Here is a 22745-nt window from a genome sequence, read left to right as displayed (position 1 = left end):
GTGTGCGTGTGCTCAGCCGGTCCAGGGCCGCCACCGGTCTTCCAGCGCGGAGTCGATCCTGCTGCCCCAGACCAGCGCCCCGCCGACCAGGCCGGGCTTGTCCCGCGTGGCCAGGGCCGGGGCTTCGAGCATGTCGGCAGCCTCTTCCAGGTAGCTGACCAGTGTGTCGAGCTCGTCGCCAGGGCCTTCGTTGTAGCGGGACCAGCGGCCCAGGTAACCGGTCGCTGCGTCCAGGTACAGGCCCGAGGTGCCGTCCGCGGCGCCGTGCGAAATCACCGGAATCCAGGTTGGCTTCCACACAGTGATCCGCTCCTCCTCGGGTCGGTCGGCGTTGAAGGTGTCCTCGTGGGCCTGGGCGTCCAATCGCTGTCGGTAGGCGGCTGCCACCGCGTCCAGGGCCATCAGAGCCTCACCACCGGGGAGGCACCCGCAGCCCCAGTCGTTGACCCCGTCGTCGCCCGCTGTCAGCAGCCACAGGACGTGCAGTTCGACGGGTATCCGGATGCCGAGGTCGCCCTCCAGGGCAGCGATGGCTGTAGGGCCGGCGCCGGCACGGAGCCCAGCGTAGGAATCGGGGGCGTTCTGCCGGAGCCAGCCGGTGATGCGCTGCCAGGCATCGGCGACTTCCCGTACGGTGACCGCGTCGGTGGCTGGGTCGGCAGGCCGCTCCTTCTGCTGCTCCTGGCCCTGGGCGTCTTCAACAGGCTCGGCGGGATCGACGGGCTCGGCGGGCTCGGCGAAGGAGATCGGGTTCACGTACCGGATCTCGATCCGGTCGGGCTCGCGGATGTAGCCGACGGCCAGGGCGGGGCAGTCCTCGAACAGGTCGCCGTCCACCGTCACGGTGAGGATGCCTGGCAGATTCGAGGGCCGGCCCATGTCCGGGTCGTCTGCCAACTGACCGGCCACGACCTTCAGCGCGTAGGGGACACCGGCCCCGAACTGGGTGGCGGTGTCGCGTACGAACGGGGGTATCTCGACGTCCACGGCCTGGTGTTCCTCGCTGGTCGGGTGGAGGGCGGGGTCCCTCGTCGTAGGACTCGGCAGTCCATCGTGAGCTGTACGAACGGTGCGCTGCCTTCATGCGCAGTCGGGTGATTTCCTTGGAGCCAGGCTCCATCTTTCCGTGTCCACCCATGCGACCTTGGCCGAATCAGGTTTCCGTTCCGAACGGGAGACGGCACCCCCGCCGGTCCGAATCCAACTCCTGCCGTCGGGGTCCTCGAACTCCAGGCGAAGGCCGCCGAGATCGGCCTCGGTCAACCGGGGCAGCTCAGGGACCTGCGAGGCCATGCTCCGGAACAGTGCGGTGCTGGGAATGGTGATCTGCGTGCACGGTCTGATGGAGTTGAGGTCCCACCAGACACCAACGCGTCCCCTGAGGACGAGGCGCATGCTCATCACACGGGCGCTGTTGCTCACCACGACCACGTTCGAGCCGGAGCGATACAAGTCCACACGCTCTGCGTACGCTCTTGCCTGGTCCTCTTCCTCTCGCTGCTCCGCATTGATTTCACGCTGTTCCGCTCGGGCGTCGCGCTGTTCGGCTCTACAGCCCAGGACCAGTCCCCCGAATGCGGCGGCGACCGTCACGAGGGCGGCCACGGTCCGGCCGATTCGCACGATCGGCCGCTCCGGCGCCCCGGAGTCCGCCGGGCCGCGGTCGTCGAGGCGAGAGTTCGGTTCGGCCTGGGCCGCGGGTCGCTGCGGAGACGAGGGTTCGGGCGAACTCGGCCCGTTCTCGGTGTGATTCGACAGAGCTTGGTCTTCCGGTGCGGCCATCACGAGGACGTATCCAGCCGACAGGGACTTCACGCCTGCTGACGTGGATCGCCTGAAAAGCTTCAGTGCTGCTCGTATCAGCGATTGATTCTGCCGCGGCTCTGGAGAGCCAGGACCGTCGGCCCGGCGTCGTTCCTCGCGCCGTCTCCCCTCGCCCTGGCAGTGCTCCCCCGCCCGGAGATTCTTCTTACCCAGTTTTCATAGGGTGCCTATGTAAATGCGTGATACTTGGTGAGTGTGGACGAGACGCATTCGGAGGACCGCCTCCAGGAAACCGCGCGGGCGCTGGCCGACCTGGCTTCTGTCGTGGTCAGGGCTGTGACCGACCGGCGGGGGATGAGCTTCACGGCTGCCTCCGCCCTGGCCCGGCTGGAGCGGGAGGGCCCGGCCCGGCTGACCGTGCTGGCGGCGGCGGAGGGCGTCACGCAGCCGTCGATGACCCAGTTGGTGCAGCGCTTGGAGCGGCAGGCGCTGGCTCTGCGGATCGACGACCCGGAGGACGGCAGGGTCACTTTGGTCGCCATCACGGACACCGGGCGGGCGGTTCTCGCCGAGCGCCGGCAAGAGCGCGACACCCGCCTGGCCGCCCAGCTGTCCTCCCTGCCCGACGAGGAGCAGCAAGCCCTGGCGACAGCGATGAGGACCGCGCTGCCGCTCGTGCAGCGGATGCTGCTCCAGGACGGCACACAGCAGCGTCCCCTCCTCGAACAGAACGACACCGGGAGCGAACGATGAGCGCCGAGCAGCCCCACATACCCCCAACCGCCGACGCGGGGCACGGCAAGCACAGAACGTGGATCGGCGCGGATCACCCCCGCTACAAGTGGATCGCGCTGACCAACACCACCGTGGGCATGCTGCTGGCCACGATCAACAGCTCGATCGTGCTGATCTCTCTGCCCGGGATCTTCACCGGAATCCGGCTCGATCCGCTGGAGCCAGCGAATGTGAGCTACCTGCTGTGGATGCTGATGGGCTACATGCTCGTCACCGCGGTGCTGGTGGTCGCTCTCGGCCGACTCGGCGACATGATGGGCCGGGTCCGCATCTACAACGCCGGCTTCCTGATCTTCACGCTCACCTCGGTGGTGCTGTCCCTCGACCCCTTCCACGGCGGGAGCGGGGCGCTGTGGCTGATCGGCTGGCGCATCGTGCAGGCTGTCGGCGGCTCGATGCTGATGGCCAACTCCGCGGCCATCCTCACCGACGCGTTTCCCGCCCGTCAGCGCGGCATGGCCCTGGGCGTCAACATGGTGGCGGGCATCGCCGGGTCGTTCCTCGGCCTGGTGCTGGGCGGGGCCCTGGTGACCTGGAACTGGCGCTCGGTCTTCTGGGTCAACGTGCCCATCGGCCTGATCGGCACGGTGTGGGCGTACAAGTCGTTGCGCGAGACCGGCGTGCGCAGGCCGGGGCGGATGGACTGGTGGGGCAACATCACCTTCGCCGTCGGGCTGAGCGCCCTCCTCGCCGGGATCACCTACGGCATCCAGCCCTACGGCGGCCACACCATGGGCTGGACCAACCCGTGGGTACTGGCCGGGCTGATCGGCGGTGTCGCCATGCTCGCGGCATTCTGCGTGGTCGAGACAAAGGTCGCCGAGCCGATGTTCCCGCTGCACCTGTTCCGAAACGCGGCGTTCGCGGGCGGCAACGCGGCCACCTTGCTGGGGTCGATCGCGCGCGGTGGCCTGCAGTTCATGCTCATCATCTGGCTGCAGGGCATCTGGCTCCCCCTGCACGGCTACGACTACGCCGACACCCCACTGTGGGCAGGCATCTACATGCTGCCGCTGACCGCCGGATTCCTGATAGCCGGGCCGATCTCCGGAGCGCTGTCCGACCGGTTCGGGGCGCGATTGTTCGCCGCATCCGGATTCGCGGTGATGGCGGCGTCGTTCGCGGGACTGCTCATGCTGCCCAGCGACTTCTCGTACGGGGTCTTCGCGGTACTGATCTTCCTCAACGGGGTCGGTGGTGGCCTCTTCGCGGCACCGAACACGTCGATCGTCATGTCGAACGTCCCGGCCGATGCCCGCGGTGCCGCTTCCGGCATGCGTGCCACGTTCCAGAACGCCGGCATGGTGCTGTCCATGGGCGTGTTCTTCTCGCTCATGGTGGCCGGCCTTTCCAGCACGCTGCCACACACCCTGAGTTCGGGTCTCGTCTCCCAGGGTGTCCCTGCGCACGCCGCCCACACCGTCGCCGAACTGCCCCCGGTGGGCGTCCTGTTCGCGGCCTTCCTCGGCTACAACCCGATCCAGCACCTGCTCGGCCCGGACGTCCTGGCCCATCTCTCGCCGACTGCCTCGGCACACCTCACGGGGCGTGAGTTCTTCCCGCACCTGATCTCGCAGCCGTTCCACGACGGTCTGGTCATCGTCTTCTCCCTCGCCATCGCCATGTCCCTGGCCGCCGCGGCCGCTTCACTGATCCGTGGCCGCGCCGAGGCGTTGCCCATCACGCCGACGCCCGCGCCGCCGGCTGCCGCGACGCCCGCACGGGCACCCGGTCAGGGCGGTTCGGCCACGCCACCCGCCCTGGAACTGCGCGGCAGAGTACGGGACAGCGCCGGCGAACCGCTGGTCCACGCCACCCTCACCCTCGTCGACCGCCACGGCCGCCAGAAGGCCATCGCCAGATCAGGCCAGGACGGGGCGTACGAGCTGGCATCGGCGGAACCCGGTTCGCACATGCTGGTCGTGTCGGCCAAAGGGCACGAGCCCCGCGCCGTGCAGGTCACCACTGGAGCGGAACCGGCCCTCTCGGACCTCGCCCTGACAGCGGTCTGCGGTGTGCACGGCACCGTGCGCCACGCACACACCGGCCGTCCCGTCCCCCACGCCCAGATCACCCTGCTCAACACCCATGGCAATGTCGTGACCACGTCCACAACCGGCGAGAACGGCACCTACACCCTGAGGGGCCTGCCCCCGGGCCCCTACACCGTCATCGCCTCCGGCCGCCCTCCCATCACCGCGGACATCACGCTCGGCAACGGAGAAACCCGCCAAGTGGATCTCCAGACCGACGACTGATTCGACCGCCCCCGCGGGCGGGTGCTTCGCCTCTGTGCTGCCGACCTGTCAGCGCAGGTCGAGGCGCATCAGGATGCGGGGATGACCGGCCAGCACCGAGGTGGTGTCGGCGACGTGGGTGAACCCGGCGCGTTCGAAGTTCTTCCGGAGCCCCGCGTACGCCATCGTCATGTCGACCCTGGCGTCACCGTTGTCGAGGGGATACGCCTCGATCGCCGGTGCGCCGCGGTCGCGGGCGTACTCGACCGCACCGGCGATGAGCGCGTGCGAGATCCCCTTCTTCCGATGGCCGGGACGTACGCGGATGCACCACAGCGACCAGACGGGGAGGTCGTCGACGTGCGGGATCTTGCGGTTACGTGCGAAGGAGGTGTCGGAGCGCGGCGCCACCGCGGCCCAGCCGACCGGCTCGCCACCGTCGTAGGCGAGCACTCCTGGAGGGGGTCCCGTGCGGCACAGTTCGGCGACGTATTCGCCACGGGCCGGTCCGCGAAGCTCGTTGTTGAGCTTGGACGGGATCCGGTAGCTCAGGCACCAGCAGACGTTCGCCCCGGGTGACTTCGGGCCGACCAGGGCGCGGACGTCCTCGAAGACCGCGGCCGGGCGCACTTCGATGGTCATGACATCACGATGGCACGGCGTGCGCGGTCATGCCGTGCGACCTTCCGGCGGCACGGACCCGGCCCGGATCCGCCGGGTCCCGTGGCCGGCTCGCCGAACCCGCGCGGTCAGCGGGCGTCCGAGTCCGGGTGCGCCGTGTCCCATGCCTGGTGGGAGGCGGCGATGGCCGGCCGATGGGCGATCGACCAGTCGGCGAGCGCCTTGACGAGATGGGTGAGGCTGTGTCCCATCTCCGTCAACTCGTACTCGACCTGAGGCGGCACGGTGGGATACACCGTGCGCTTCACCAGGCCGTCGCGCTCAAGGCGGCGGACGGTCAGTGTGAGCATGCGCTGCGATATGTCGCCGGGGATGGCGCGCTGCAACTCCTTGAAGCGGCGGATGCCAAAGGCGAGTTCGACCACCACGTAGACGGACCACTTGTCGCCGAGCCGGTCCAGCACGTCCCGGACACCGCACTCGTCCTGCGGCGTCTCGCAGATGATCACAGGTTCGGCGACGACCTGCGCGTTCGCCGGGCTGGTTACCGCGGTGTGCCCTGCTGACATGAATGTGCCTCCTTATGCGGTCGAGTTCCTCCGCTGAGGATGGAACCACACAGCTCAGGAGGGACTTCCCATGATTCTGGTCACCGGTGCGGCCGGGGCGCTAGGGCGGCTCGTCGCTCAGCGACTGGCAGTACGCGACGACGTGGTGCTCGGCACCCGTGCGCCCCGTTCCGCGGGCGAGCGCCGCGTCGACTTCGACGATCCGGCATCGCTCGACTTCGCGGGCGTGGACACGCTGCTGCTGATCTCCGCGGGGTTCGGCGAGGACGACGTGGTCGTCGCCCGTCACGACGCGGCCGTCACAGCGGCCGAGAGGGCGGATGTACGGCACATCGTCTATACCAGCCTGAGCGGCGACGGCGACCACCTCGCCTACGCGCTCCCCCATCGCTGGACCGAGCGCAGAATCCGGCGGAGCAGCTCGCAGTGGACCATCCTGCGCAACGGCCTGTACGCCGAGTTCCTCGCCGCCATCGCCGCTCCGGGTCCGGACGGGACGATCTCCGCGCCGCTGGGGGCGGGGCGCCTGGCCGCCGTCGCCCGCGAGGATCTCGCGGAGGTGGCCGCTCGCGTGGTGAGCGCCCCGCGGCAGCACGCGGGCCGCACGTACGAGCTTGTCGGCGAAGAGGCCCTCGGCGGTCGGGAGTTGGCGGCCGCGGTCGGCGGCTCCTACGAACCCGGCTCACTCGCCCGAGCCCGGGAGACCATCACGGCGGCCGGGGAGGCGCTGCCCTATCAGCTGCCGATGCTGGTGGGGACGTATTCGGCGATCGCGGCCTCCTTCCTGGACGGGACGGGCATCGAACTCAACGCGCTGGGCGGGCTGTTGGAGCGGGAGCCGCGGTCCGCGCTGGAGGCGTACGCGGCCTCGGTCGGCGCGGCCCGCTCGGGGACGTAGGCCGACGTCCGTCCCGTATCGACGGGCGCTCCCCCGCGGTGCCCTCGGGGAACCGTAGCGTCGACGTCAGACCGCGGTGTCCTCTGCGAAGTGGTCGGCGATGAGTTCGGCGACCATGATCACGGTCAGGTTGGTGGCCACGGAGGGGACGTCGGGCAGGATGGAGGCGTCGACCACTCTGAGACCGGACACGCCTCGCACACGTCCGCGGAAGTCGACGACGGCGTGAGCGTCCGCGTCGGGCCCCATGGGCGCGCTGGCACACAGGTGCGGGTACGGCTTGACATGGGCGCGCAGGTACGCGGCCGCATCGGTGTCCGATGTGACGGCGGGTCCGGGGGCGATTTCGCTCAGGCCCAGTGAGCGCATCGGGGCGGTGTGAGCGAGCTCCCGGCCGAGAGCGATCGCTTCGGTCATCTTGTGCAGGTCCTTGGGATCGTCGAGCAGGCCGAGGCGGAGCCGGGGCGGGACGGCCGGGTCCGTGCTTGCCAGTTGGAGCGTGCCGTGGGCGTCGGGTTCGGGGCGGGTGACGGAGAGCAGGAAGCCGAGTCCGCTGCCGTGCGGGTAGGCCTCGGACCGTACGAGGTGGCTGGGAGCGATCTGCAGGTCGAGTTCGTCGGCTCGGGCCAGGGAGCTGCGCGTGGTCAGCAGGACGGACACCGGGGGCGCGGTCGCGCCGAGTTGTTCGGTGGGCGCGCCGAACAGCAGGTAGGTGCAGGGGTGTTCGCGCAGGCGGCGGCCGACCGGCAGATCGGTGACTACCTCGACGCCGAGCCGTTCGAGTTCATCGGCCGGCCCGATGCCGGACCGCAGCAGGATGGCCGCACTGCCTGCCGCACCGGCGGACAGGACGGTTTCCCTGGCCCGCAGGAGGGTGCCGTCGGTGGTGCGGACGCCGGTGGTGTTGCCCCGCCTGTCGAAGGCGACGGTGTCGATCATGGTCGCGCCCATGATGTGCAGGTTGGGGCGGTCGCGCACCGCCTGGTGGAGGTACACCAGGCCTGTGCTCTGGCGGATGCCGTCGGCGAGGCTGAGCGGGAAGTGTCCGATGCCGCCGGTGTGGGGGGCGTTGAGGTCGTCGATGGAACGGAAGCCCAGGGCGACGCAGGCGTCGTAGAAGGCGTGATGGGCCGGGGTGAGGTCCTGTGGGGTCACGCGGCCGATGTGGACGGGACCGTCCTGCCCGTGCAGGGCCGGGTCGCTGTCAGGACTGCCGCCCTTGTCCGCTTCCAGTTTCCGGTAGTAGGGCAGGACGTCGTCGTAGCCCCAGCCGGTGAGCCCGTTCCGCTCCCAGCGGTGGAGATCGGCGGGGTGGGCGCGCATGGCCACTCCGGCGTTGACGGCCGACCCGCCGCCGAGAACCTTCGCGCGCACGAACGACGCGGCGTGGCCGGTGCGTTGGGCGTCTGTCGGAGGCACCTCCCACAGGAGAGAGGGGTCGCCTTCGTAGACCGTGCCGCTGAGGATGTGGCGGGGCAGTTCGTGGGGCGCGTAGGCGGGCCCGGCCTCGGTCAGGAGCACGCTGCGGCCGGGTGACTCGCTCAGCCGGGAGGCAAGGACCGCTCCGGCGGAGCCACCGCCGACGATCACGACGTCGTACTCAAACGGCTTGGGTGCCTGGGAAGTTACTGGCGGCGCCATGCTCTCCTCGATCTTGCCACGGGCTCCCCCGGGAGGGTTCTGAGCTGGGGACTCACTTGTCGAGTGACGGATTGTTGCACAGAGATCACCACATGTAACCTTCGTCGCGTCGGGGGCCGCAACGGGCTCAAGTGCTTCGGCCGGCCCCGATGTCCCCACATCCGAAGTGAAGAGGGTCCTGTCGTCATGCCCAAAACACATCAGCCCCCGCAGGACCGGGAGGTGCGGCCCTCGATCGCTCTCCCCCGGGCGCTCGTACCGTCCCGCACCGCTTGGGCGGTACGCGCCGAGCAAGCCGTCGAGTACGACGTCGTCCTCACTCGCGACCTGCTCGATCCAGCCGACGACTCCCTTGCCCGAGCGGGCGTCGGTCCTGCGCGAGCGGGTGTTGATCCGGCCCTCGCAGCACCGGCACGGCGCTGTGTCATCACCGAGCGAACCGTCGAACAGCTTTACGGGGAGCGCCTGTCGGCGTACTTCCGGGCCCACGGGATCGACGTGCGATGGCTGGTCCTGGACCTGGGCGAGGAGAACAAGACCATCGAATCCGTCCTGCGGGTCGTGGACACCCTCGACTCCCACGGGATCCTGCGACGGCAGGAGCCCGTCATCGCCGTGGGCGGCGGTGTCCTCACCGACATCGTGGGATTCGCCTGCAGCGCCTATCGGCGCGGACTGCCCCATGTCAGGGTCCCCACCACACTGATCGGCCTGGTCGACGCGGGCATCGGAGCCAAGACCGGTGTCAATCACGGCGGTAGCAAGAACCGGCTGGGCAGCTACTTCCCCGCACGGCGCACCCTGGTCGACCCCACCTTCCTGGCGACCTTGCCGAACCGTCACCTCTCCAACGGGCTGGCGGAGATCCTCAAGATCGCACTGGTCCTGGACCGACGCCTGTTCGACCTGTTGGAGGAGCACGGATCCCTCCTGCGCGACGAACGCTTCCAGGGCCTCTCCGCGCCCGGCGCACAGGCCGCGGACGAGACGCTGCGCCGCGCGATCGGCGGCATGCTCGCCGAACTCGAACCGAACCTGTGGGAGGACCAGCTCGAACGGGCCGTCGACTACGGCCACTCCTTCAGCCCGGCCCTGGAGATGCACGCGCTCCCCGGCCTCCTGCACGGCGAGGCAGTCGCCATCGACATGGCCCTGACCACCGTCATCTCCTGCGGCCGGGGACTGCTCACCACCGGCCAACGCGATCGCGTACTGGCCGTGACGACTGCTCTCGGACTTCCCCTCACCCACCCGGTGTGCCGTCCGGACCTGCTGGAACACGCCCTCGCCGACACCGTCCGCCACCGCGACGGCCGCCAACGGCTCCCACTGCCCGCCGACATCGGATCGGCGCTGTTCGTGAACGACCTGACCGCCGCCGAAGTCCGCTCCGCGGCGGCATTCCTGCACGAAAGAGGAAACGACAATGCCTGACGAACTACTGGTCGCCGACGTGCGCGGTTCGTCCGCCGTGCACGCCATGCACGGCGGCGCGGACATCGCCCGCTGGAAGTGCCTGGCCCGCCGGATGGGGCTGGCCGGGACCTGGGAAGCCATCGAATGGGCCTCCCTGCCGCCCGGCGCGGTCTGCGGGGAGCACCGTCACACCCGTACCGAGGAGCTCTACTTCGTCCTCCAGGGCGAGGGCGAGATCCTCCTCAATGACATGCCGCACCGCATCCGCCCCGGACACCTGGTCGTCAACGGACTCGGCACGCGCCACCAGTTCCGCAACCTCGGTGACCAGGACCTCAACTGGCTCGTCATCGAGGTCTTCGGACCCGCCACCACCCGGGCGCTGATCGGATCCGGCGCCGGCCCGATCGCCCAGCCCATGCCCGCCCTTGAGAGGACGTCATGACCACCGCCACCATCATCGATCTCGCCGCCTGCGGAGAGGTCGACCTGACCACCATGCTGACGGGGCCGCTGCGCCAGGCCCGCGTAGTCACCCTGGACGCCGCGCAGGCCGAAACCCTGTCGGCCGCCGACCGTGAGCACACGCTCTTCGTGCTGGAGGGCACCGGCTCCGCGCAGGCGGGCACCACGACGGTGGACCTGACGGCCGGCACCGCCGTCACCCTGCCGCTCGGCGGATCGATGACCATCAGCGCCGGCCCGGCACCGCTGCGCTACTTCCACGCGAGCCTGATGACCCCTTCGGCCCAGGCCGGTTCGGTCTCGCCCACTACCGAGGGAGCGGGCGCACAGTGATCGTCACCACCGTGGAGGAGACCACCCAGACCTTCAAGGACGGTGCCGCGCACACCGCGAGCCGTTCACTGGCCCGGCGCGGTTTCTTCTTCTCCGAGACCGAAGCCGTCGACCACCTCCAGCTGGCGCCCGGCGCCGAGATCGGAGTGCGCGGCCGCGAGGGAACCGAGGAGATCTGGTTCGTCGCCGGCGGCGACGGTCACCTCCTGCACGCGGACGGATCGACCGGTGTGCTGCACCAAGGCGCCCTCGCCGTCTGCTCGTTGAACAGCGGCGCACGCCTGCGCGCGGGCGACCACGGCACGCAGCTCGTCCTGGTCGCCGTGGCGCCCCGGCACCTCACCGCCGCCATGCCGCCCCGACTACCCGTCGCCTCGTGACGTCCACGGCCCCGACGACCACCGCGTCCCCCGGGCTGCGGCATCCCGGCATCCCGGGTGCGACCAACGTGGACCACATCGCGTATACGGTGCCTGACCTCGACCAGGCCGTGGCCTTCTTCACCGACGTGATCGGCGCCGAACTGATCTACCGCGAAGGCCCCGTCCAGGACCCGCACGGCGACATGATGCGCCGCCAACTCGGCGTCCGTCCGACAGCCGTCGCCCACATCGCTATGCTCCGCCTCGGCCCGGTGACCAACCTCGAGTTGTTCGAGTACGAAGCTCCGGACCAGAACCGGGTCCTGCCGGCCAACAGCGACTGGGGCGGCCATCACTTGGCCATCCATGTCACCGACCTCGACGCCGCCGTGCGGTATCTGCGAGGACAGGCCGGAGTCCAGCTGCTCGGCACGGCCCAGACCATCCCGGACGGGCCGATCGCGGGCAATCGCTGGATCTACTTCCGCACCCCCTGGGGCATGCAGATGGAACTCGTCCAGGCATCCACCGGCCTCCCCTACGAACACACCACCCATGCCCGCCGCTACGGCCCGGCGCCCGCATGGGACACCGACCACCCCCGCTCTCCCGATTCCTCGGACCCCCGACCCGCAAGGAACCCCAGTGCGTGATCAGATCGACATGACACCTGCTCTGCTGGACTACGTCCGGGACGTCTCGCTGCGTGAGGACAGCGTCCTGCGCGAATTGCGCGACGACACCGCCGCGATGCCCGACGGGATCATGCAGATCCTTCCCGAGGAGGCCCAGTTCCTGGCGTTGCTGATCCGTCTCACCGGCACGCGCGACGTCCTGGAGATCGGCACCTTCACCGGTTACAGCACTCTGGCGATGGCCCGTGCCCTGCCGCCGGGCGGGCAGGTCGTCACCTGTGACGTCAGCGAGGACTGGACCGCCATGGCCCGCCGCGCCTGGCAGCGGGCAGACGTGACCGACCGCGTCGACCTCCGTCTCGGCGACGCGACGGCGACCCTGGACACACTGCTGACCGAGCGCGGCCCCGCCTCGTTCGATCTCGTCTTCATCGACGCGGACAAGGCCCACTACCCCCACTACTACGAGCAGTCCCTCGCCCTCACCCGGCCCGGTGGCCTGATCGTCCTGGACAACACGCTGTGGTCGGGCCGGGTCGTCGACCCCACCGCGCAGGACGCGGACACCCAGGGCGTACGCGAGGTCAACGAGACCCTCCTCAAGGACGAGCGAGTCGATGTGTCCATGCTCCCGATGGCCGACGGCGTCACGCTCGCCCGCAAGCGGTAGCCCCTGAGACCACGGCCGACCGCGACTGGCGCGTGCGCGCGCCCACCTCCCGATCCGTCTGAGCGCGCCCGCCGGTGAGTCCCACCGGCGGGCGCGCTCCGCTCAACTGCCGTTCGCCTACCCAACGATGCGGGAGGGCGAGGCCGGGCTAGCGGTGTGCGAGGCCGTCGATCATCAGAGTGAGGGTGAAGTCGAACCGGTCGTGGCCCTCGCCGGCGGTGAGCTCGGCGGCGTGGCGGGTGGTGTGGGGGAAGCTCTCGGCAGGCAGGGCGGCGAGGCGGCGTAGCAGTTCGTCGCGGTCGTGGACCCAGACGGCGTCGTCATCCGCTGATCGCCGGCGCGCGATCGATACCTCGAGGCAGTAGGCGGCCACGTACAGCAAGAGGGCGTCGATGGCCCAGGCGGCGGTCTGCGGGGCGACGCCGCCGGCGAGCAGGATCGCCAGCATTCCTTCGCTGAGGCGCACGGTCTCAAGGTTGGTGGGGGCCATGGCGAGCGCGGCACGCGAGATTCCGGGGTACCTCAGGTACTGGTCGCGGATCTGGGCGCACACGCCGCGGATCTGCTCCGGCCACACCTCGGAGTCGGGCTCGGGCAGTACGAGCTTGGCGCACAGCCGTCCGATGAGCAGCTCGTCGAGGTCGGCCTTGTTGACGACATGGGCGTAGAGCGAGGCGGGTCCGGTGTCGAGCGCGCCGGCCAGCCGGCGCATGGTCAGTGCCTCGTACCCCTCTGTGGCGATGACGCCCAGCGAGGTGTCGATGACCTGCTCCACGGTGATCGGGGCCTTGCGGCGCCGTGGCCTGGGGCCGGCTTCGGCCTCGGGGATCGGCGGCTGGTGGCGTGCCGCGCGTCGCTCTCTCGGGTTCACCCGGCCATCATAGCTTGACGCGAACAGCGTTCGTAGATAGAACAGCGTTCGTGACAGTGAATACGAAGCAGGACATGGACGTGACCGTGGACGTGACCGTGGTGGGAGCCGGGCCGGTGGGCCTCGTGCTCGCCGCCGAGCTGGCGCTCTCCGGAGCGACGGTGCGGGTGATCGAGCGACTGGCCGAGCCGGCCGAGGCGATGAAGGCGGGGTCGATCAACGTGCCGACGGCCGAGGCGCTCGACCGCCGCGGCCTGCTGTCCGCCGCCGAACAGGTGCAGCGAGAGTTCCTCGGGCGGGTGGGGTCGTTCGCTCGCAAGGCCGACGACCGGCAGTCCGGCGGCAGCCACCAGCCCGGTGGTGGCCGACGAGCGCCCGAATCCCGGTTCACCGGGCATTTCGCGGGGATGGTCCTCGACGCCGACCTCGTGGACTGGTCCGATGCCGACCTCGCCGCGCACACCGCGGTCGCCGGAGCGAGGATCGTGCCGCAGCGTGAGCTGGAGGAGCTGCTGTCCCACCATGTCGCGCGGCTCGGCATACCGGTGCGTCGCGGGGTGGAGGTCACCGCGCTCGAAGACACCGGCGACGGCGTGCTCGTCGGCACCACCGCCGGCCCGGTGCGCACCCGGTGGCTGGTCGGCTGCGACGGCGGGCGGAGCACCGTGCGCCGCCTCGCGGGCATCGACTTCCCCGGCACCGACCCCGAACTCACCGGCCGCCTGGCACTCGTCGACATCGCCGACCCGGAGAAGCTCGCGAACGGATGGGCGTGGTCGACCCAGGGGGCGTACCGCTACGGTCCGCAGCCCGGGCGAGTGGTCACAGTGGAGTTCGACGACGCTCACGCCGGCCTCCCCCACGCTCGGCTTCGCCCGCGCGGAGGAGCCCCCATGGAGCCGGTCACCCTTGATGAGGTGCAGACCAGTCTGCGCCGGGTCTCGGGCACCGACGTCACGCTGACCGCGCTGCGCGGCACCGCGGCCCGCTGGACCGACAACGCCCGACAGGCCGCGGCCTACCGGTCGGGGCGCGTGCTTCTCGCGGGCGACGCCGCTCATGTGCACTCGCCGTTCGGCGGTCAGGGGCTCAATCTCGGGGTCGGCGACGCAACGAACCTCGGCTGGAAGCTCGGCGCCGTGGTCGCCGGGTGGGCGCCCGAAGGGCTGCTCGACACCTACGACGCCGAGCGTCGGCCGCTCGGTGCCTGGGTGTTGGACTGGACGCGGGCTCAGATCGGGGTGCTGCGCGGGGACGCCAAGTCGGCAGCGCTCCGGGAGGTCGTGGCCGATCTGCTGAGCACCCGGGACGGCACGACCTACGCGGTCAAGAAGATCTCCGGCGTCGATCAGCGCATCGACCTGCCCGGCGACCATCCACTGATCGGGGGGCTCGTCCCCGACCTGTGGCTCAGGGACGGCTCCCGTCTGGTCGACCACGGTCACGGCGGCGGGTTCCTGCTGCTCGACCGCACCCCGGACGGCGCGTTCGTCCGCCTCGCCACGGCCTGGACCGGGCGGGTGAGCAGCGTGACCGACGATCACGCGGGGCCGACCGGGGTGTTGGTACGCCCGGACGGGGTGGTCGCCTGGGCCTCCGACGCCACCGACCTCGCCGCCGTCACCGGCCTCGAATCCGCCCTGCACCGATGGGCCGGCGCACCGTCGTCCTCCCGCGAGCACATACCGGTGGGCTGAACCTCGGTCGTCCTCGACCTCGGCCGGTGCACTGCGCCGGTACGTCGCTCGCGGCGGACGAAACGGTCGGTCCCCACCAGCCGGTCCGATGGCCCGACTTCTATATGGAGCGGCGGTACGACGTGCATCCCGAACTGCACGCCCTCCAGGGCCAGGTCCTTCAGAACGTCGAGCTGCTCGAATGGACCGGCAGGGACTTGGCCCAGGGAACAGTCGCTGTCAGCTTTCGCTTCCCTCACGGTCAACTGAGCATCGCCAACGCCCTCGACGAGAACGAGCTGACGCTCGGGCCTCCTGAGTGGCACTACCGGCGTCGCTCACTGTGCTGGAGCACAGGCGCCGAACAGGGCCGGACGGTCCCCATGCGCTGGTTCATGCGATCCGATCGCTGCGGTGTTTCGGATCGCTGCTCAACTGATCCGCCAGGGACGGAGCTTCTCGGGATTTCGCACCGCCCAGATGTGCCTGATCCGGTCGTCCGCGATCTCGAACGCGAACACGGTCGCGACGTCGCCGTCCTGCTGCGCCACCAGGCCGGGCAGGCCGTTGACCGTGCACTCCAGGAACGTCGTGCGGTGGCCCGACACACGGGCGATCTCGGCATAGGCACGTGCGATCTGTTCACCACCCACGATCGGGAGCAGGTGAGTGACGGCCAGCCCGCCGCCGTCGGCGGTCGCGGTGGCGTCGGGGTCGAGCAGGCCGATCAGGGCATCGATGTCCTTGGCCTGCCATGCCGTTCTGAACTGCCTGACGATCCTGGCCTGTTCGGCGCTCGGGCCAGCCGGGGTCTGTGCGGTACGGACGCGCCGCCGGGCGGACGAGGCCAGCTGGCGGCACGCCGCCGGAGTACGGCCCACGATCTCGGCGACCTCGCCGAAGGGGTAGCGGAAGACGTCGTGCAGGACGAACGCGACGCGCTCGGCCGGGGTCATCGAATCGAGGACGACCAGGAAGGCCATCGTCACCGACTCATCGAGGGTGACCCGATCTGCCGGGTCGATGCCGCCGGCGCCGGAGCGCCCGGTGATCCACTCCGTGGGCTCCGGCAGCGGCTCCGGGATCCAGTCACCCACGTACGTCTCCCGCCTGGCCCGCGCCGAACCGAGCAGGTTCAGGCAGATGCGGCCGGCGACCTTCATCAGCCAGGCGCCGGGCGACTCGATGGCCTGCCGCTCCTGTGCGGACATGGCGTACCAGCGGGCGTACGTCTCCTGCACGACGTCCTCGGCGTCGGCGAGGGACCCGAGAAGCCGATAGCCGAGGTTGATCAACTGGCGCCGCTCGCTCATGATCGCGCTGAGGCCCGGATCGCTCTGGTCGTCGCCGGGCTCGGCTCTGCTCGTCATGGTCTGGCCGTCTCCCTCGCTCGCTTCTGTTCCTCTACCCGTTACGACAGGACAGCCCTGCGGAATGTGAGGTCGCCCCGCCACCTCACATTCCGCAGGGCTGCGTTGTCGTAACGGTGAGGACGACAACAGAACCGAGAGGTGATTCCGATGAACGACTTCCAGGCCACCGCGGACCGCGTCGAGATAGAGGCACTGCGCGGCGAGTTCACCGACGCGGCGATGATGCGCGACCGACCCCGCCTGGCGTCGCTGTTCACACCGGACGGCGCCCTGCGCATGCCCAACATTCCCGTCGAACTGGTCGGCCGCGAAGAGATCCGCGCCGGGGGCGAGCGGCTGCAGAGTCAGTGGGACTTCTTCGTACAGACCACACACCCCGGCACGATCCTGCTCGACGGCGACACCGCGACCGGCCGCGCCTACATCCAGGAACTCGCGCGCACCCTCGACGGACGCCAGGGTCTGAACTACGCCGTCTACCACGACCGCTACCAACGCACCGCGGAGGGCTGGAAGTTCACCGAGCGAGTGTACGAGGTCAGGTACCTCGACACCTCCCCGCTGGCGGGTACGGCGCCTCAGGCGGCGCACGGCTCCGGGACCAACCCGGCAGACGCGACGGACACCCCGGCTCCGGCCGCGTCCTTCGCCGACCCGGCATCGGCCGAAATACTGGAGCGGACAGCCACCGCGCTGCGTGCAGGTGGCTTCACCGCCGAGATCCTCGACGACGCCGCGGCCGCTCGCTCCAGCGTCAAGGACCTGATTCCCGAGGGCGCCAGCGTGCTCACCGGAGCCAGCGAGACCCTCCGGCTGTCGGGCATCGACGAGGACATCAACGCCGGCGGCCGGTACGACGCCATCAGGCCGCGTGTCCTGGCCATCGACCGTGCCACCGGCGCCGACGAGATCCGACGGCTGGTCGCCGGCCCCGACTACGTCGTCAACAGCGTCGCCGCGGTCACCGAGACCGGCTCGCTCGTTCTTGCCTCGGGCAGCGGCAGCCAACTCCCCGCCAACGCGGGCGGCGCCGCCAACGCGGTCTGGATCGTCGGCGCGCAGAAGGTGGTGCCCGACCTGGGCACAGCCCTGCGCCGCGTCGAGGAGCACGCTCTCCCCCTGGAGAACGCCCGCGCCCAGGCGGTGTACGGGATGCCCAGCGCCGTCAACCGCCTGCTCATCCTCAACGCGGAAACCCGCCCGGGGCGCGGCACAGTGCTGCTCCTCCGAGAGGCCATCGGCTACTGACCCCCGGACCGGTGCCGCCCTCGGACAGCGCGCCGCCGGGGATCGGCACGCAGGAGCGTCTTTGCTCCGCCCGGCCACCGGCAACGCGCTTCAGCCGCAATACGTGTTGCTCAACAGCATGTTGATCCGTTTGCCGTCGGCCGTGGTCACCTTGTGGTTCGCGGTACTCAAGCGCCGGGCGACGACCTGGTCCGGGTTGGCGACGTTTCGTTGGAGGTCGGCGCACTGGGCATCGGCCTTGTCGATGTCCTCGGGTGCGCCGAGTGCGGGGTCGATGTAGCGCAGGTTGCCTTGGAGCGCGACGACGCCTGCGGCGCGAAACGCCTCGTCGACCTGGGCGCTCGCGTCCGCAGGAGGGGCCGTTGGAAGACTGTCATCGGTGGGGCGAGACGAAGCGCTCGGACTCTCGTCGGGTGTGACGTCCGGATCCGGCGACTGCGTGGCTGCCGTCGCCGACGTCCGGGGCGCGCTCGATCGATCTCGGGCGGCCTTGTCCGTACCGTCGCTCCCGCACCCTGCCAGCAGCAGTGCCACACCAGGGGTGAGGAGTGCGACGAGGACGCCTGGGCGTCGAGTGGAAAGCAGCTGGCGCATGGGCTCTGCTCCGCGGTCAGGACCGATGGCTGTTCTGGGCGAGCCTCATGGTGACGTACTGCGCCCGGGACCGCTCCCGGGCGCGCGAACTCGCACCAGCGGCCGACCAGAACGCCGAGCGGCCGCATTGACCGCCCTGCCGACGACGCCGACCCAACTCGGCTCCCGCCAGGATCAGTTGGGACACAAGGCGTGACTCGCGGGCGGTCCGGCGGGCATCATCTGTGGGTGCACCGGCCGGTCCGGACACCGACAAGGGCGTACGTACTCGACCGCGGCACCGCGCCAGGTCTGCACGCACCGGCCAATGGAGGGTCCTCATGATCGAGTCCGAGCTGAAGCAAGCCCTGCACCCCCATCTGCGTAAGGAGACATTGAAGGTGGCTCTGTCCGGGTACCTCGGTGCCGGTTTCCGGCGTGCCGTCCTCGGGGTGACCGACCGTCGGGTGCTTCTGGTCAAGAGCGCCTACTGGTCGGTCCGCGACAAGGGGCTCCTGTGGGCGGATCCGCTCGACGAGGTGGCTCTGGGCAACAGACCCAACGAGCTGCACATGAACGGCGCCTACACCGGCAACACGTACGTTCGCATACGCCGCGCGGACGGCAGCACGTTCCGTCTGAACCCCCGTACGAGCTTCATCGGCGGGGGTGACGACACCCGGCGCAGCGTGGAAACCCTGTACTCGTCGGTCAATGGCCGCTTCTGATCCCATCTGTACTCAGAAGACCAACTCGCCAATGCCCAGCAGGTTTCCCTCACTGTCACGGAACCACGCGCCGCGTTCACCTCGTGCGCCCTTGCTCGGGTAGTTCCCCTCGATCTCGGCGATGCCGTTCCTGGTGCGGAGTCCAGGAACGTCGACGTCCTCGAACACCACGCCACGCCGCTTGAGTTCCGATACGACCGTCTCGATGTCGTCGACCTCCAACGCCATCTGCGTAAAGGTCCCGGGCGAGGCTCCCGTCGATTGGAACACGACGAAGTCCACACCCGCGCACCGATACAGCAGCCCACCCGGCCGCTCGTCGACGGGCTCAAGACCGAGTTGCTCGGAATAGAAGCGCCGTGCCCGGGCCAGGTCCTGGGCCGGAAGCCTCGTCGCCACACGTGCCCCGGCCAGAATGTTTCTGTCATCTGCGTTCATGTATCCACTGTGCCGTGAGCAGTGGCCCGCCGGACGGAGGCGACAACGGCGAGCCATGGCGGACCACATGTGGAGGCCAGCCCGTTCGTGGTGGAAGCAGTTCTGCGTCAGGGGCGTACCGCGCCGGCCGTACTCGCCATGTCGACCCTGTCGACCAGGTCGGCCAGCGCGTTCGCGAGGGTGTCGAGGCCGGGGCCCGCCGGGCCGCCCGGCTCGGACATGTAGACGTCCCGCCGGATCTCGATCATCAGGGCGCTGACCCGGGGGTCGATCCCGTAGTACTTCAGCGGGACGTACGCTCCCTCGAAGGGGGTGTTGATGCCCATGCCGCCGAAGCCCGCGAACGCCTTCTCGGCGTGGGACAGCAGGCCGGCCGGGGTGTGGAAGGCGTCCCGGCCGAGGCAGATGGGCGGCCGGGGGCCATCACCGTGCAGTTCGTAGGGCAGGCGCTCGGTCGGGTAGGAGTGCACGTCGATGATCACGGCCCGTCCGACTGCCTCCAGCCGCTGTGTCACGGCCGCCGTAACGGCGGCCGCGTACGGGTGGAAGTAGCGCTCGACGAGCCACTGTCCGTGGTGATCGGCCGGACGGAGCTCCTCCCGGTGCGTGGTCCGGGTGTAGACCGCGCCCATGCCGACGGCCAGCATCTCCTCACGCTCGTCCGGGAACCGTTCGGGGTCGACGACCAGCCGAGACAACTGGTTGACGAACTGCCAGGGCACTGTGGCGCAGCGCTCGGCTGCCGTCGACGCGATCCGGGCGGTGTGCGAGTCCGTGATGTGGTCCAACTCCCGTTCCAGAGCGGCGTCTTCGAGCACGATGCCGCTCCGTACGTCCGGCGGGATCACCCGCGAGGAGTGCGGGACGTGCAGGACCACAAGGGAGTCCGGGGCACCGGCCACGAGACGGTAGGAAGCCGACACGTCGTTCATTGGGGAGTCCTCGATGCGTGCGCGTGGGGGTGGGTGTGTGGGTACGAGTGAGGTGTCATTCGCCAGGGCATGTGCACCTCCTACTACACCAACCGGCCGAGCTGGAGGGGTGTGCGTGCCGCGCGACGATCCGGCGGGAGCGTCCGCGCCTCCAGCGGCAACTGGATTACAAGCCGTCGCGGACCATGGCGGCGACGAACTGTTTGACGAAGGCCGTGGCTTGCGCTCCGCGCCAGATACCACTGCCTCCGCGCCCTCGCCGACTTCGCCCGGTCTCTGGACACTCCACGAGCCACCGGCTGAGCACGTCACCAGTCCTTTGAACAGCTCCGTGCTCGGTTCCGCGATCATCGCGGGAGAACCTTTAGCTCCGGGCATGCAAGGCATGCGAGAGCGCGCTCATGCTGATGTCGATGACCGTGCGGAGCTGCTTCTGGCTCGCTCCGGTCCTGCTCATCACGGCCAGCGACTGGTTGACCGCCGTTATGTGAACCGCGAAGTCGTCGGCATCGCCTTCGGCCAACCGCGCGGCGTTCAAGGCGGTCCGCAGCCGCGCATGCTGAAAGCCCAGAGCTTCCATCGCGCGTGCGGCGATGGTGGGGCTGAGCACCGGTGCCGCCATCGCGGTCTGGGCGATCAGGCATCCATCAGGTACATCAGGGTCGGCGATGCGCTGCAGGGTGACCTCGAAGAACGCCCGTACCGCCTGGAGCGGTTCCTCGGACGCACGTGAAAGCGCCTCGTCGTACCTGTTTCCGTACCGCGCGGCGTAGCGGTCCAGGCAGCGCAGGTAGAGCGAGTCCTTGTCGCCGAACGAGGAGTAGATGGAACTGCGGTTCAATCCGGTCGTCCTGGAGAGGTCGTCGAGAGACGTGTCGGCGTATCCGGCCCGCCAGAACTGGACCATCGCCGCGTCGAGCGCGATATCCACGTCGAACTGCTTCTTCCCGGCCATCACGCATGCACCTCGTTCCTGGACCAGCCGTTGTGGCCCTGCCCATCCTATCTTGAACTAACTAGTTCAAGATATCGTAGGCTCAAGACATGACCGACGACGCCATAGCCCCGAACCGCTCCTGCGACCAGAACCCGGTCCCCGGGTTGCCGCTGTACGACCTTGCGGGTTTCACTCACCGCTGGGTCGACGCGAAGGGAATCCGACTTCACGCCGTGGAAGGCGGCCGGCCGGCCGGCCGGTCCCACCGTCGTCCTGCTCGCCGGCTTCCCGCAGACCTGGTGGGCTTGGCGAAAGGTGATGCCCGGCCTTACCGAGCGGTTCCACGTGATCGCGATCGACCTACCGGGGCAGGGCCACTCCGACCGCCCTCAAGGGGGCTACGACACGCACACCGTCGCTTCGCGTGTTCAGGCTGCGCTGACCGCGCTCAACGTGCCGAAGTGCTGGCTCGTCGCCCACGACATCGGGGCCTGGGTTGCCTTCTCGCTGGCCCTGAAGTACGAAGAGCGCCTGCATGGTGTCGCTCTGCTTGACGCCGGCATTCCCGGAATCACCCTCCCGGACTCCATCCCAACGGATCCCGACCGGGCCTGGAAGACCTGGCACTTCGCCTTCCACCTGGTGCCCGAACTGCCCGAGACTCTGCTCACCGGCCGCGAGCACGACTACGTCGACTGGTTCTTGAAGGTCAAGGCTCTGTCCCCGAACACCTTCGACGGCGCCGAGATCGACCACTACGCCGCCGCCATCGCGGCCGAGGGAGGTCTTTCAGCGTCTCTCGCCTACTACCGCGATGCCGCGGAATCAGCGCGCAAAAATGATGAAGCTCTCGAACGAGGGCACTTGACCGTCCCAGTCCTGGGAATCTCCAGCTCCCACGGCTCGATCCCCGACATGGCCGCCTCCATCAGCCCGTGGGCAGAGAACGCGACCGGCGCCTTCATCCCACAGGCCGGACACTTCATTCCCGACGAGCAGCCCGACGCAACTGTGGACGTGTTGACCGCGTTCATCGATCACGAGCGTGTCGAGTAATTCGCGACCCCTGGTCAGAAGTGATCTCTCAAGGCTGGCGGGCTGGTGGTGCCTCAGGGCCAGGTCCGGGAAGCCGTCGTGGACGGCGGGCCGAGACGTGCAGGCTCGGGTGGAGGTTCGTCACGACAGGAGGCGTCGCTCCTTGGCGACGACGACCGCGCCCGCCCGCGTCTCCACTCCGAGCTTGCCGTAGATCCGTCCAAGGTGGGTCTTTACGGTCGCCTCACTGATGAACAGCGCGCGGGCGATCTCCCGGTTGCCCAGGCCGCGGGCCAGCTGGGCCAGGATCTCGTGCTCGCGGTCGGAGAGGGCGGGGCGCGGGCTGCGCATCTGGGCCAGCAGCCGGTCGGCCACCGGGGCCGACAGTGCGGTGCGGCCGGCCGCGGCGTTGCGGATGGCTGCGAACAGCTCGTCCGGCGGTTCCAGGTCACCCAGGTTAAGGACGCCAGGCGCACGGCACGGTGGAACGCAGACCGTACTTCGGCCGGTACGACAACGACGTGAGCG

General features: G+C 69.4%; 24 protein-coding genes and 2 pseudogenes. 14 read left to right on the top strand and 12 right to left on the bottom strand.

Features of this window, described 5'->3' with window-relative positions:
• Positions 1 to 12: 12 nt before the first annotated feature.
• Both ACH4YP_RS42525 and ACH4YP_RS42520 read right to left on the bottom strand, forming a co-directional pair.
• Entirely contained in the window at positions 13 to 987 is a 975-nt protein-coding gene (locus ACH4YP_RS42525; RefSeq protein WP_398496559.1) for a hypothetical protein, read from the bottom strand.
• 93 nt (positions 988 to 1080) lie between these two features.
• Positions 1081 to 1782, bottom strand: a complete 702-nt coding sequence (locus ACH4YP_RS42520; RefSeq protein ID WP_398496558.1) for a hypothetical protein — start codon at positions 1780 to 1782, stop codon at positions 1081 to 1083.
• Positions 1783 to 2019: 237 nt separating this feature from the next.
• Here ACH4YP_RS42520 and ACH4YP_RS42515 point away from each other — a divergent pair, with 237 nt between their 5' ends.
• Together ACH4YP_RS42515 and ACH4YP_RS42510 are read left to right on the top strand one after the other, a co-directional pair.
• Positions 2020 to 2517 (top strand): MarR family transcriptional regulator, encoded by a 498-nt coding sequence (locus ACH4YP_RS42515; protein ID WP_361061308.1) that lies wholly within the window; start codon positions 2020 to 2022, stop codon positions 2515 to 2517.
• A 119-nt stretch (positions 2518 to 2636) separates the two neighbouring features.
• Positions 2637 to 4817, top strand: a complete 2181-nt coding sequence (locus ACH4YP_RS42510) for an MFS transporter (protein WP_398496641.1) — start codon at positions 2637 to 2639, stop codon at positions 4815 to 4817.
• A 48-nt stretch (positions 4818 to 4865) separates the two neighbouring features.
• On the opposite strand, the gene ACH4YP_RS42505 is transcribed toward ACH4YP_RS42510, so the two are convergent.
• Positions 4866 to 5438 (bottom strand): GNAT family N-acetyltransferase, encoded by a 573-nt coding sequence (locus ACH4YP_RS42505; RefSeq protein WP_361061306.1) that lies wholly within the window; start codon positions 5436 to 5438, stop codon positions 4866 to 4868.
• A gap of 107 nt (positions 5439 to 5545) precedes the next feature.
• A complete protein-coding gene (locus tag ACH4YP_RS42500) occupies positions 5546 to 5986 on the bottom strand; it encodes a winged helix-turn-helix transcriptional regulator (protein WP_398496556.1) in 441 nt (146 codons plus the stop codon).
• 70 nt (positions 5987 to 6056) lie between these two features.
• On the opposite strand from ACH4YP_RS42500, the gene ACH4YP_RS42495 reads away from it, so the two are divergent.
• Entirely contained in the window at positions 6057 to 6884 is an 828-nt protein-coding gene (locus ACH4YP_RS42495) for an NAD(P)H-binding protein (protein WP_398496554.1), read from the top strand.
• Positions 6885 to 6950: 66 nt separating this feature from the next.
• Here the strand turns inward: ACH4YP_RS42495 and ACH4YP_RS42490 are convergent, their stop codons facing one another.
• On the bottom strand, positions 6951 to 8525 hold the full coding sequence (locus ACH4YP_RS42490) for a GMC family oxidoreductase (RefSeq protein WP_398496552.1): 1575 nt from the start codon (positions 8523 to 8525) through the stop codon (positions 6951 to 6953).
• Between the two features lie 186 nt (positions 8526 to 8711).
• On the opposite strand from ACH4YP_RS42490, the gene ACH4YP_RS42485 reads away from it, so the two are divergent.
• Genes ACH4YP_RS42485 through ACH4YP_RS42460 form a run of 6 tightly spaced genes read left to right on the top strand, consistent with a single transcriptional unit; the run spans position 8712 to position 12406 of the window.
• Positions 8712 to 9959, top strand: coding sequence for a sedoheptulose 7-phosphate cyclase (locus ACH4YP_RS42485; protein ID WP_398496551.1), 1248 nt, complete (start codon positions 8712 to 8714; stop codon positions 9957 to 9959).
• Positions 9952 to 10386: a cupin domain-containing protein gene (locus ACH4YP_RS42480; RefSeq protein ID WP_398496549.1), complete on the top strand. Its 435-nt coding sequence runs from the start codon at positions 9952 to 9954 to the stop codon at positions 10384 to 10386. The genes ACH4YP_RS42485 and ACH4YP_RS42480 overlap by 8 nt, the downstream gene beginning before the upstream one ends.
• Entirely contained in the window at positions 10383 to 10739 is a 357-nt protein-coding gene (locus tag ACH4YP_RS42475; protein WP_398496547.1) for a hypothetical protein, read from the top strand. The genes ACH4YP_RS42480 and ACH4YP_RS42475 overlap by 4 nt, the downstream gene beginning before the upstream one ends.
• Positions 10736 to 11119, top strand: coding sequence for a hypothetical protein (locus ACH4YP_RS42470; protein ID WP_361061293.1), 384 nt, complete (start codon positions 10736 to 10738; stop codon positions 11117 to 11119). The genes ACH4YP_RS42475 and ACH4YP_RS42470 overlap by 4 nt, the downstream gene beginning before the upstream one ends.
• Positions 11116 to 11754 (top strand): VOC family protein, encoded by a 639-nt coding sequence (locus ACH4YP_RS42465; protein WP_398496545.1) that lies wholly within the window; start codon positions 11116 to 11118, stop codon positions 11752 to 11754. Before ACH4YP_RS42470 ends, ACH4YP_RS42465 begins: the two co-directional genes overlap by 4 nt.
• Positions 11747 to 12406 (top strand): O-methyltransferase, encoded by a 660-nt coding sequence (locus ACH4YP_RS42460; protein WP_398496543.1) that lies wholly within the window; start codon positions 11747 to 11749, stop codon positions 12404 to 12406. The genes ACH4YP_RS42465 and ACH4YP_RS42460 overlap by 8 nt, the downstream gene beginning before the upstream one ends.
• 148 nt (positions 12407 to 12554) lie before the next feature.
• Here the strand turns inward: ACH4YP_RS42460 and ACH4YP_RS42455 are convergent, their stop codons facing one another.
• Positions 12555 to 13277 carry a TetR/AcrR family transcriptional regulator gene (locus tag ACH4YP_RS42455; RefSeq protein ID WP_398496542.1) on the bottom strand — a complete coding sequence of 241 codons (723 nt, stop codon included), beginning with the start codon at positions 13275 to 13277 and terminating at the stop codon, positions 12555 to 12557.
• 74 nt (positions 13278 to 13351) lie between these two features.
• On the opposite strand from ACH4YP_RS42455, the gene ACH4YP_RS42450 reads away from it, so the two are divergent.
• Positions 13352 to 14974, top strand: coding sequence for an FAD-dependent monooxygenase (locus ACH4YP_RS42450; RefSeq protein ID WP_398496639.1), 1623 nt, complete (start codon positions 13352 to 13354; stop codon positions 14972 to 14974).
• A gap of 410 nt (positions 14975 to 15384) precedes the next feature.
• Here ACH4YP_RS42450 and sigJ read toward each other — a convergent pair whose 3' ends face one another.
• Entirely contained in the window at positions 15385 to 16323 is a 939-nt protein-coding gene (gene sigJ / locus ACH4YP_RS42445; RefSeq protein WP_398496540.1) for an RNA polymerase sigma factor SigJ, read from the bottom strand.
• Positions 16324 to 16473: 150 nt separating this feature from the next.
• Here sigJ and ACH4YP_RS42440 point away from each other — a divergent pair, with 150 nt between their 5' ends.
• Positions 16474 to 17574, top strand: a complete 1101-nt coding sequence (locus tag ACH4YP_RS42440; protein WP_398496539.1) for a nuclear transport factor 2 family protein — start codon at positions 16474 to 16476, stop codon at positions 17572 to 17574.
• 90 nt (positions 17575 to 17664) lie between these two features.
• On the opposite strand, the gene ACH4YP_RS42435 is transcribed toward ACH4YP_RS42440, so the two are convergent.
• A complete protein-coding gene (locus tag ACH4YP_RS42435) occupies positions 17665 to 18108 on the bottom strand; it encodes a hypothetical protein (protein ID WP_398496537.1) in 444 nt (147 codons plus the stop codon).
• A 14-nt stretch (positions 18109 to 18122) separates the two neighbouring features.
• Between ACH4YP_RS42435 and ACH4YP_RS42430 the strand changes: the two genes are divergently transcribed.
• Together ACH4YP_RS42430 and ACH4YP_RS42425 are read left to right on the top strand one after the other, a co-directional pair.
• The gene (locus ACH4YP_RS42430; protein ID WP_398496535.1) at positions 18123 to 18299 is read left to right on the top strand and encodes a hypothetical protein; all 177 of its coding nucleotides are present in this window, start codon (positions 18123 to 18125) and stop codon (positions 18297 to 18299) included.
• 189 nt (positions 18300 to 18488) lie between these two features.
• Positions 18489 to 18875: a hypothetical protein gene (locus ACH4YP_RS42425; RefSeq protein WP_398496533.1), complete on the top strand. Its 387-nt coding sequence runs from the start codon at positions 18489 to 18491 to the stop codon at positions 18873 to 18875.
• Positions 18876 to 18887: 12 nt separating this feature from the next.
• Here ACH4YP_RS42425 and ACH4YP_RS42420 read toward each other — a convergent pair whose 3' ends face one another.
• The 3 genes from ACH4YP_RS42420 to ACH4YP_RS42410 all read right to left on the bottom strand — a co-directional run bounded on the left by ACH4YP_RS42420 (position 18888) and on the right by ACH4YP_RS42410 (position 21200).
• Complete coding sequence (locus ACH4YP_RS42420) at positions 18888 to 19313, bottom strand: VOC family protein (RefSeq protein WP_398496532.1); 426 nt, start codon at positions 19311 to 19313, stop codon at positions 18888 to 18890.
• Between the two features lie 107 nt (positions 19314 to 19420).
• A complete protein-coding gene (locus ACH4YP_RS42415; RefSeq protein WP_398496530.1) occupies positions 19421 to 20245 on the bottom strand; it encodes an N-formylglutamate amidohydrolase in 825 nt (274 codons plus the stop codon).
• Positions 20246 to 20609: 364 nt separating this feature from the next.
• Complete coding sequence (locus tag ACH4YP_RS42410; RefSeq protein ID WP_398496529.1) at positions 20610 to 21200, bottom strand: TetR/AcrR family transcriptional regulator; 591 nt, start codon at positions 21198 to 21200, stop codon at positions 20610 to 20612.
• 89 nt (positions 21201 to 21289) lie between these two features.
• On the opposite strand from ACH4YP_RS42410, the pseudogene ACH4YP_RS42405 reads away from it, so the two are divergent.
• Positions 21290 to 22238 (top strand): annotated as a pseudogene (locus ACH4YP_RS42405) (alpha/beta fold hydrolase).
• A gap of 120 nt (positions 22239 to 22358) precedes the next feature.
• On the opposite strand, the pseudogene ACH4YP_RS42400 reads toward ACH4YP_RS42405, so the two are convergent.
• Positions 22359 to 22661: pseudogene (locus tag ACH4YP_RS42400) on the bottom strand (response regulator transcription factor); the annotation flags it as partial.
• Positions 22662 to 22745 lie beyond the last annotated feature (84 nt).

It is taken from the genome of Streptomyces sp. NPDC020747 (assembly GCF_044334695.1).
Classification (GTDB): Bacteria; Actinomycetota; Actinomycetes; order Streptomycetales; family Streptomycetaceae; genus Streptomyces.
This window is presented reverse-complemented; position numbering and strand designations above follow the sequence as displayed.

What these genes read in the sequence shown, in the direction of transcription:
- ACH4YP_RS42520 (WP_398496558.1), bottom strand. Translation starts at nt 1,782, where the DNA reads ATGGCCGCACCGGAAGACCAAGCTCTGTCGAATCACACCGAGAACGGG.
- ACH4YP_RS42510 (WP_398496641.1), top strand. Translation starts at nt 2,637, where the DNA reads ATGCTGCTGGCCACGATCAACAGCTCGATCGTGCTGATCTCTCTGCCC.
- ACH4YP_RS42505 (WP_361061306.1), bottom strand. Translation starts at nt 5,438, where the DNA reads ATGACCATCGAAGTGCGCCCGGCCGCGGTCTTCGAGGACGTCCGCGCC.
- ACH4YP_RS42500 (WP_398496556.1), bottom strand. Translation starts at nt 5,986, where the DNA reads ATGTCAGCAGGGCACACCGCGGTAACCAGCCCGGCGAACGCGCAGGTC.
- ACH4YP_RS42495 (WP_398496554.1), top strand. Translation starts at nt 6,057, where the DNA reads ATGATTCTGGTCACCGGTGCGGCCGGGGCGCTAGGGCGGCTCGTCGCT.
- ACH4YP_RS42490 (WP_398496552.1), bottom strand. Translation starts at nt 8,525, where the DNA reads ATGGCGCCGCCAGTAACTTCCCAGGCACCCAAGCCGTTTGAGTACGAC.
- ACH4YP_RS42485 (WP_398496551.1), top strand. Translation starts at nt 8,712, where the DNA reads ATGCCCAAAACACATCAGCCCCCGCAGGACCGGGAGGTGCGGCCCTCG.
- ACH4YP_RS42480 (WP_398496549.1), top strand. Translation starts at nt 9,952, where the DNA reads ATGCCTGACGAACTACTGGTCGCCGACGTGCGCGGTTCGTCCGCCGTG.
- ACH4YP_RS42475 (WP_398496547.1), top strand. Translation starts at nt 10,383, where the DNA reads ATGACCACCGCCACCATCATCGATCTCGCCGCCTGCGGAGAGGTCGAC.
- ACH4YP_RS42450 (WP_398496639.1), top strand. Translation starts at nt 13,352, where the DNA reads ATGGACGTGACCGTGGACGTGACCGTGGTGGGAGCCGGGCCGGTGGGC.
- sigJ (WP_398496540.1), bottom strand. Translation starts at nt 16,323, where the DNA reads ATGACGAGCAGAGCCGAGCCCGGCGACGACCAGAGCGATCCGGGCCTC.
- ACH4YP_RS42440 (WP_398496539.1), top strand. Translation starts at nt 16,474, where the DNA reads ATGAACGACTTCCAGGCCACCGCGGACCGCGTCGAGATAGAGGCACTG.
- ACH4YP_RS42425 (WP_398496533.1), top strand. Translation starts at nt 18,489, where the DNA reads ATGATCGAGTCCGAGCTGAAGCAAGCCCTGCACCCCCATCTGCGTAAG.
- ACH4YP_RS42420 (WP_398496532.1), bottom strand. Translation starts at nt 19,313, where the DNA reads ATGAACGCAGATGACAGAAACATTCTGGCCGGGGCACGTGTGGCGACG.
- ACH4YP_RS42415 (WP_398496530.1), bottom strand. Translation starts at nt 20,245, where the DNA reads ATGAACGACGTGTCGGCTTCCTACCGTCTCGTGGCCGGTGCCCCGGAC.
- ACH4YP_RS42410 (WP_398496529.1), bottom strand. Translation starts at nt 21,200, where the DNA reads ATGGCCGGGAAGAAGCAGTTCGACGTGGATATCGCGCTCGACGCGGCG.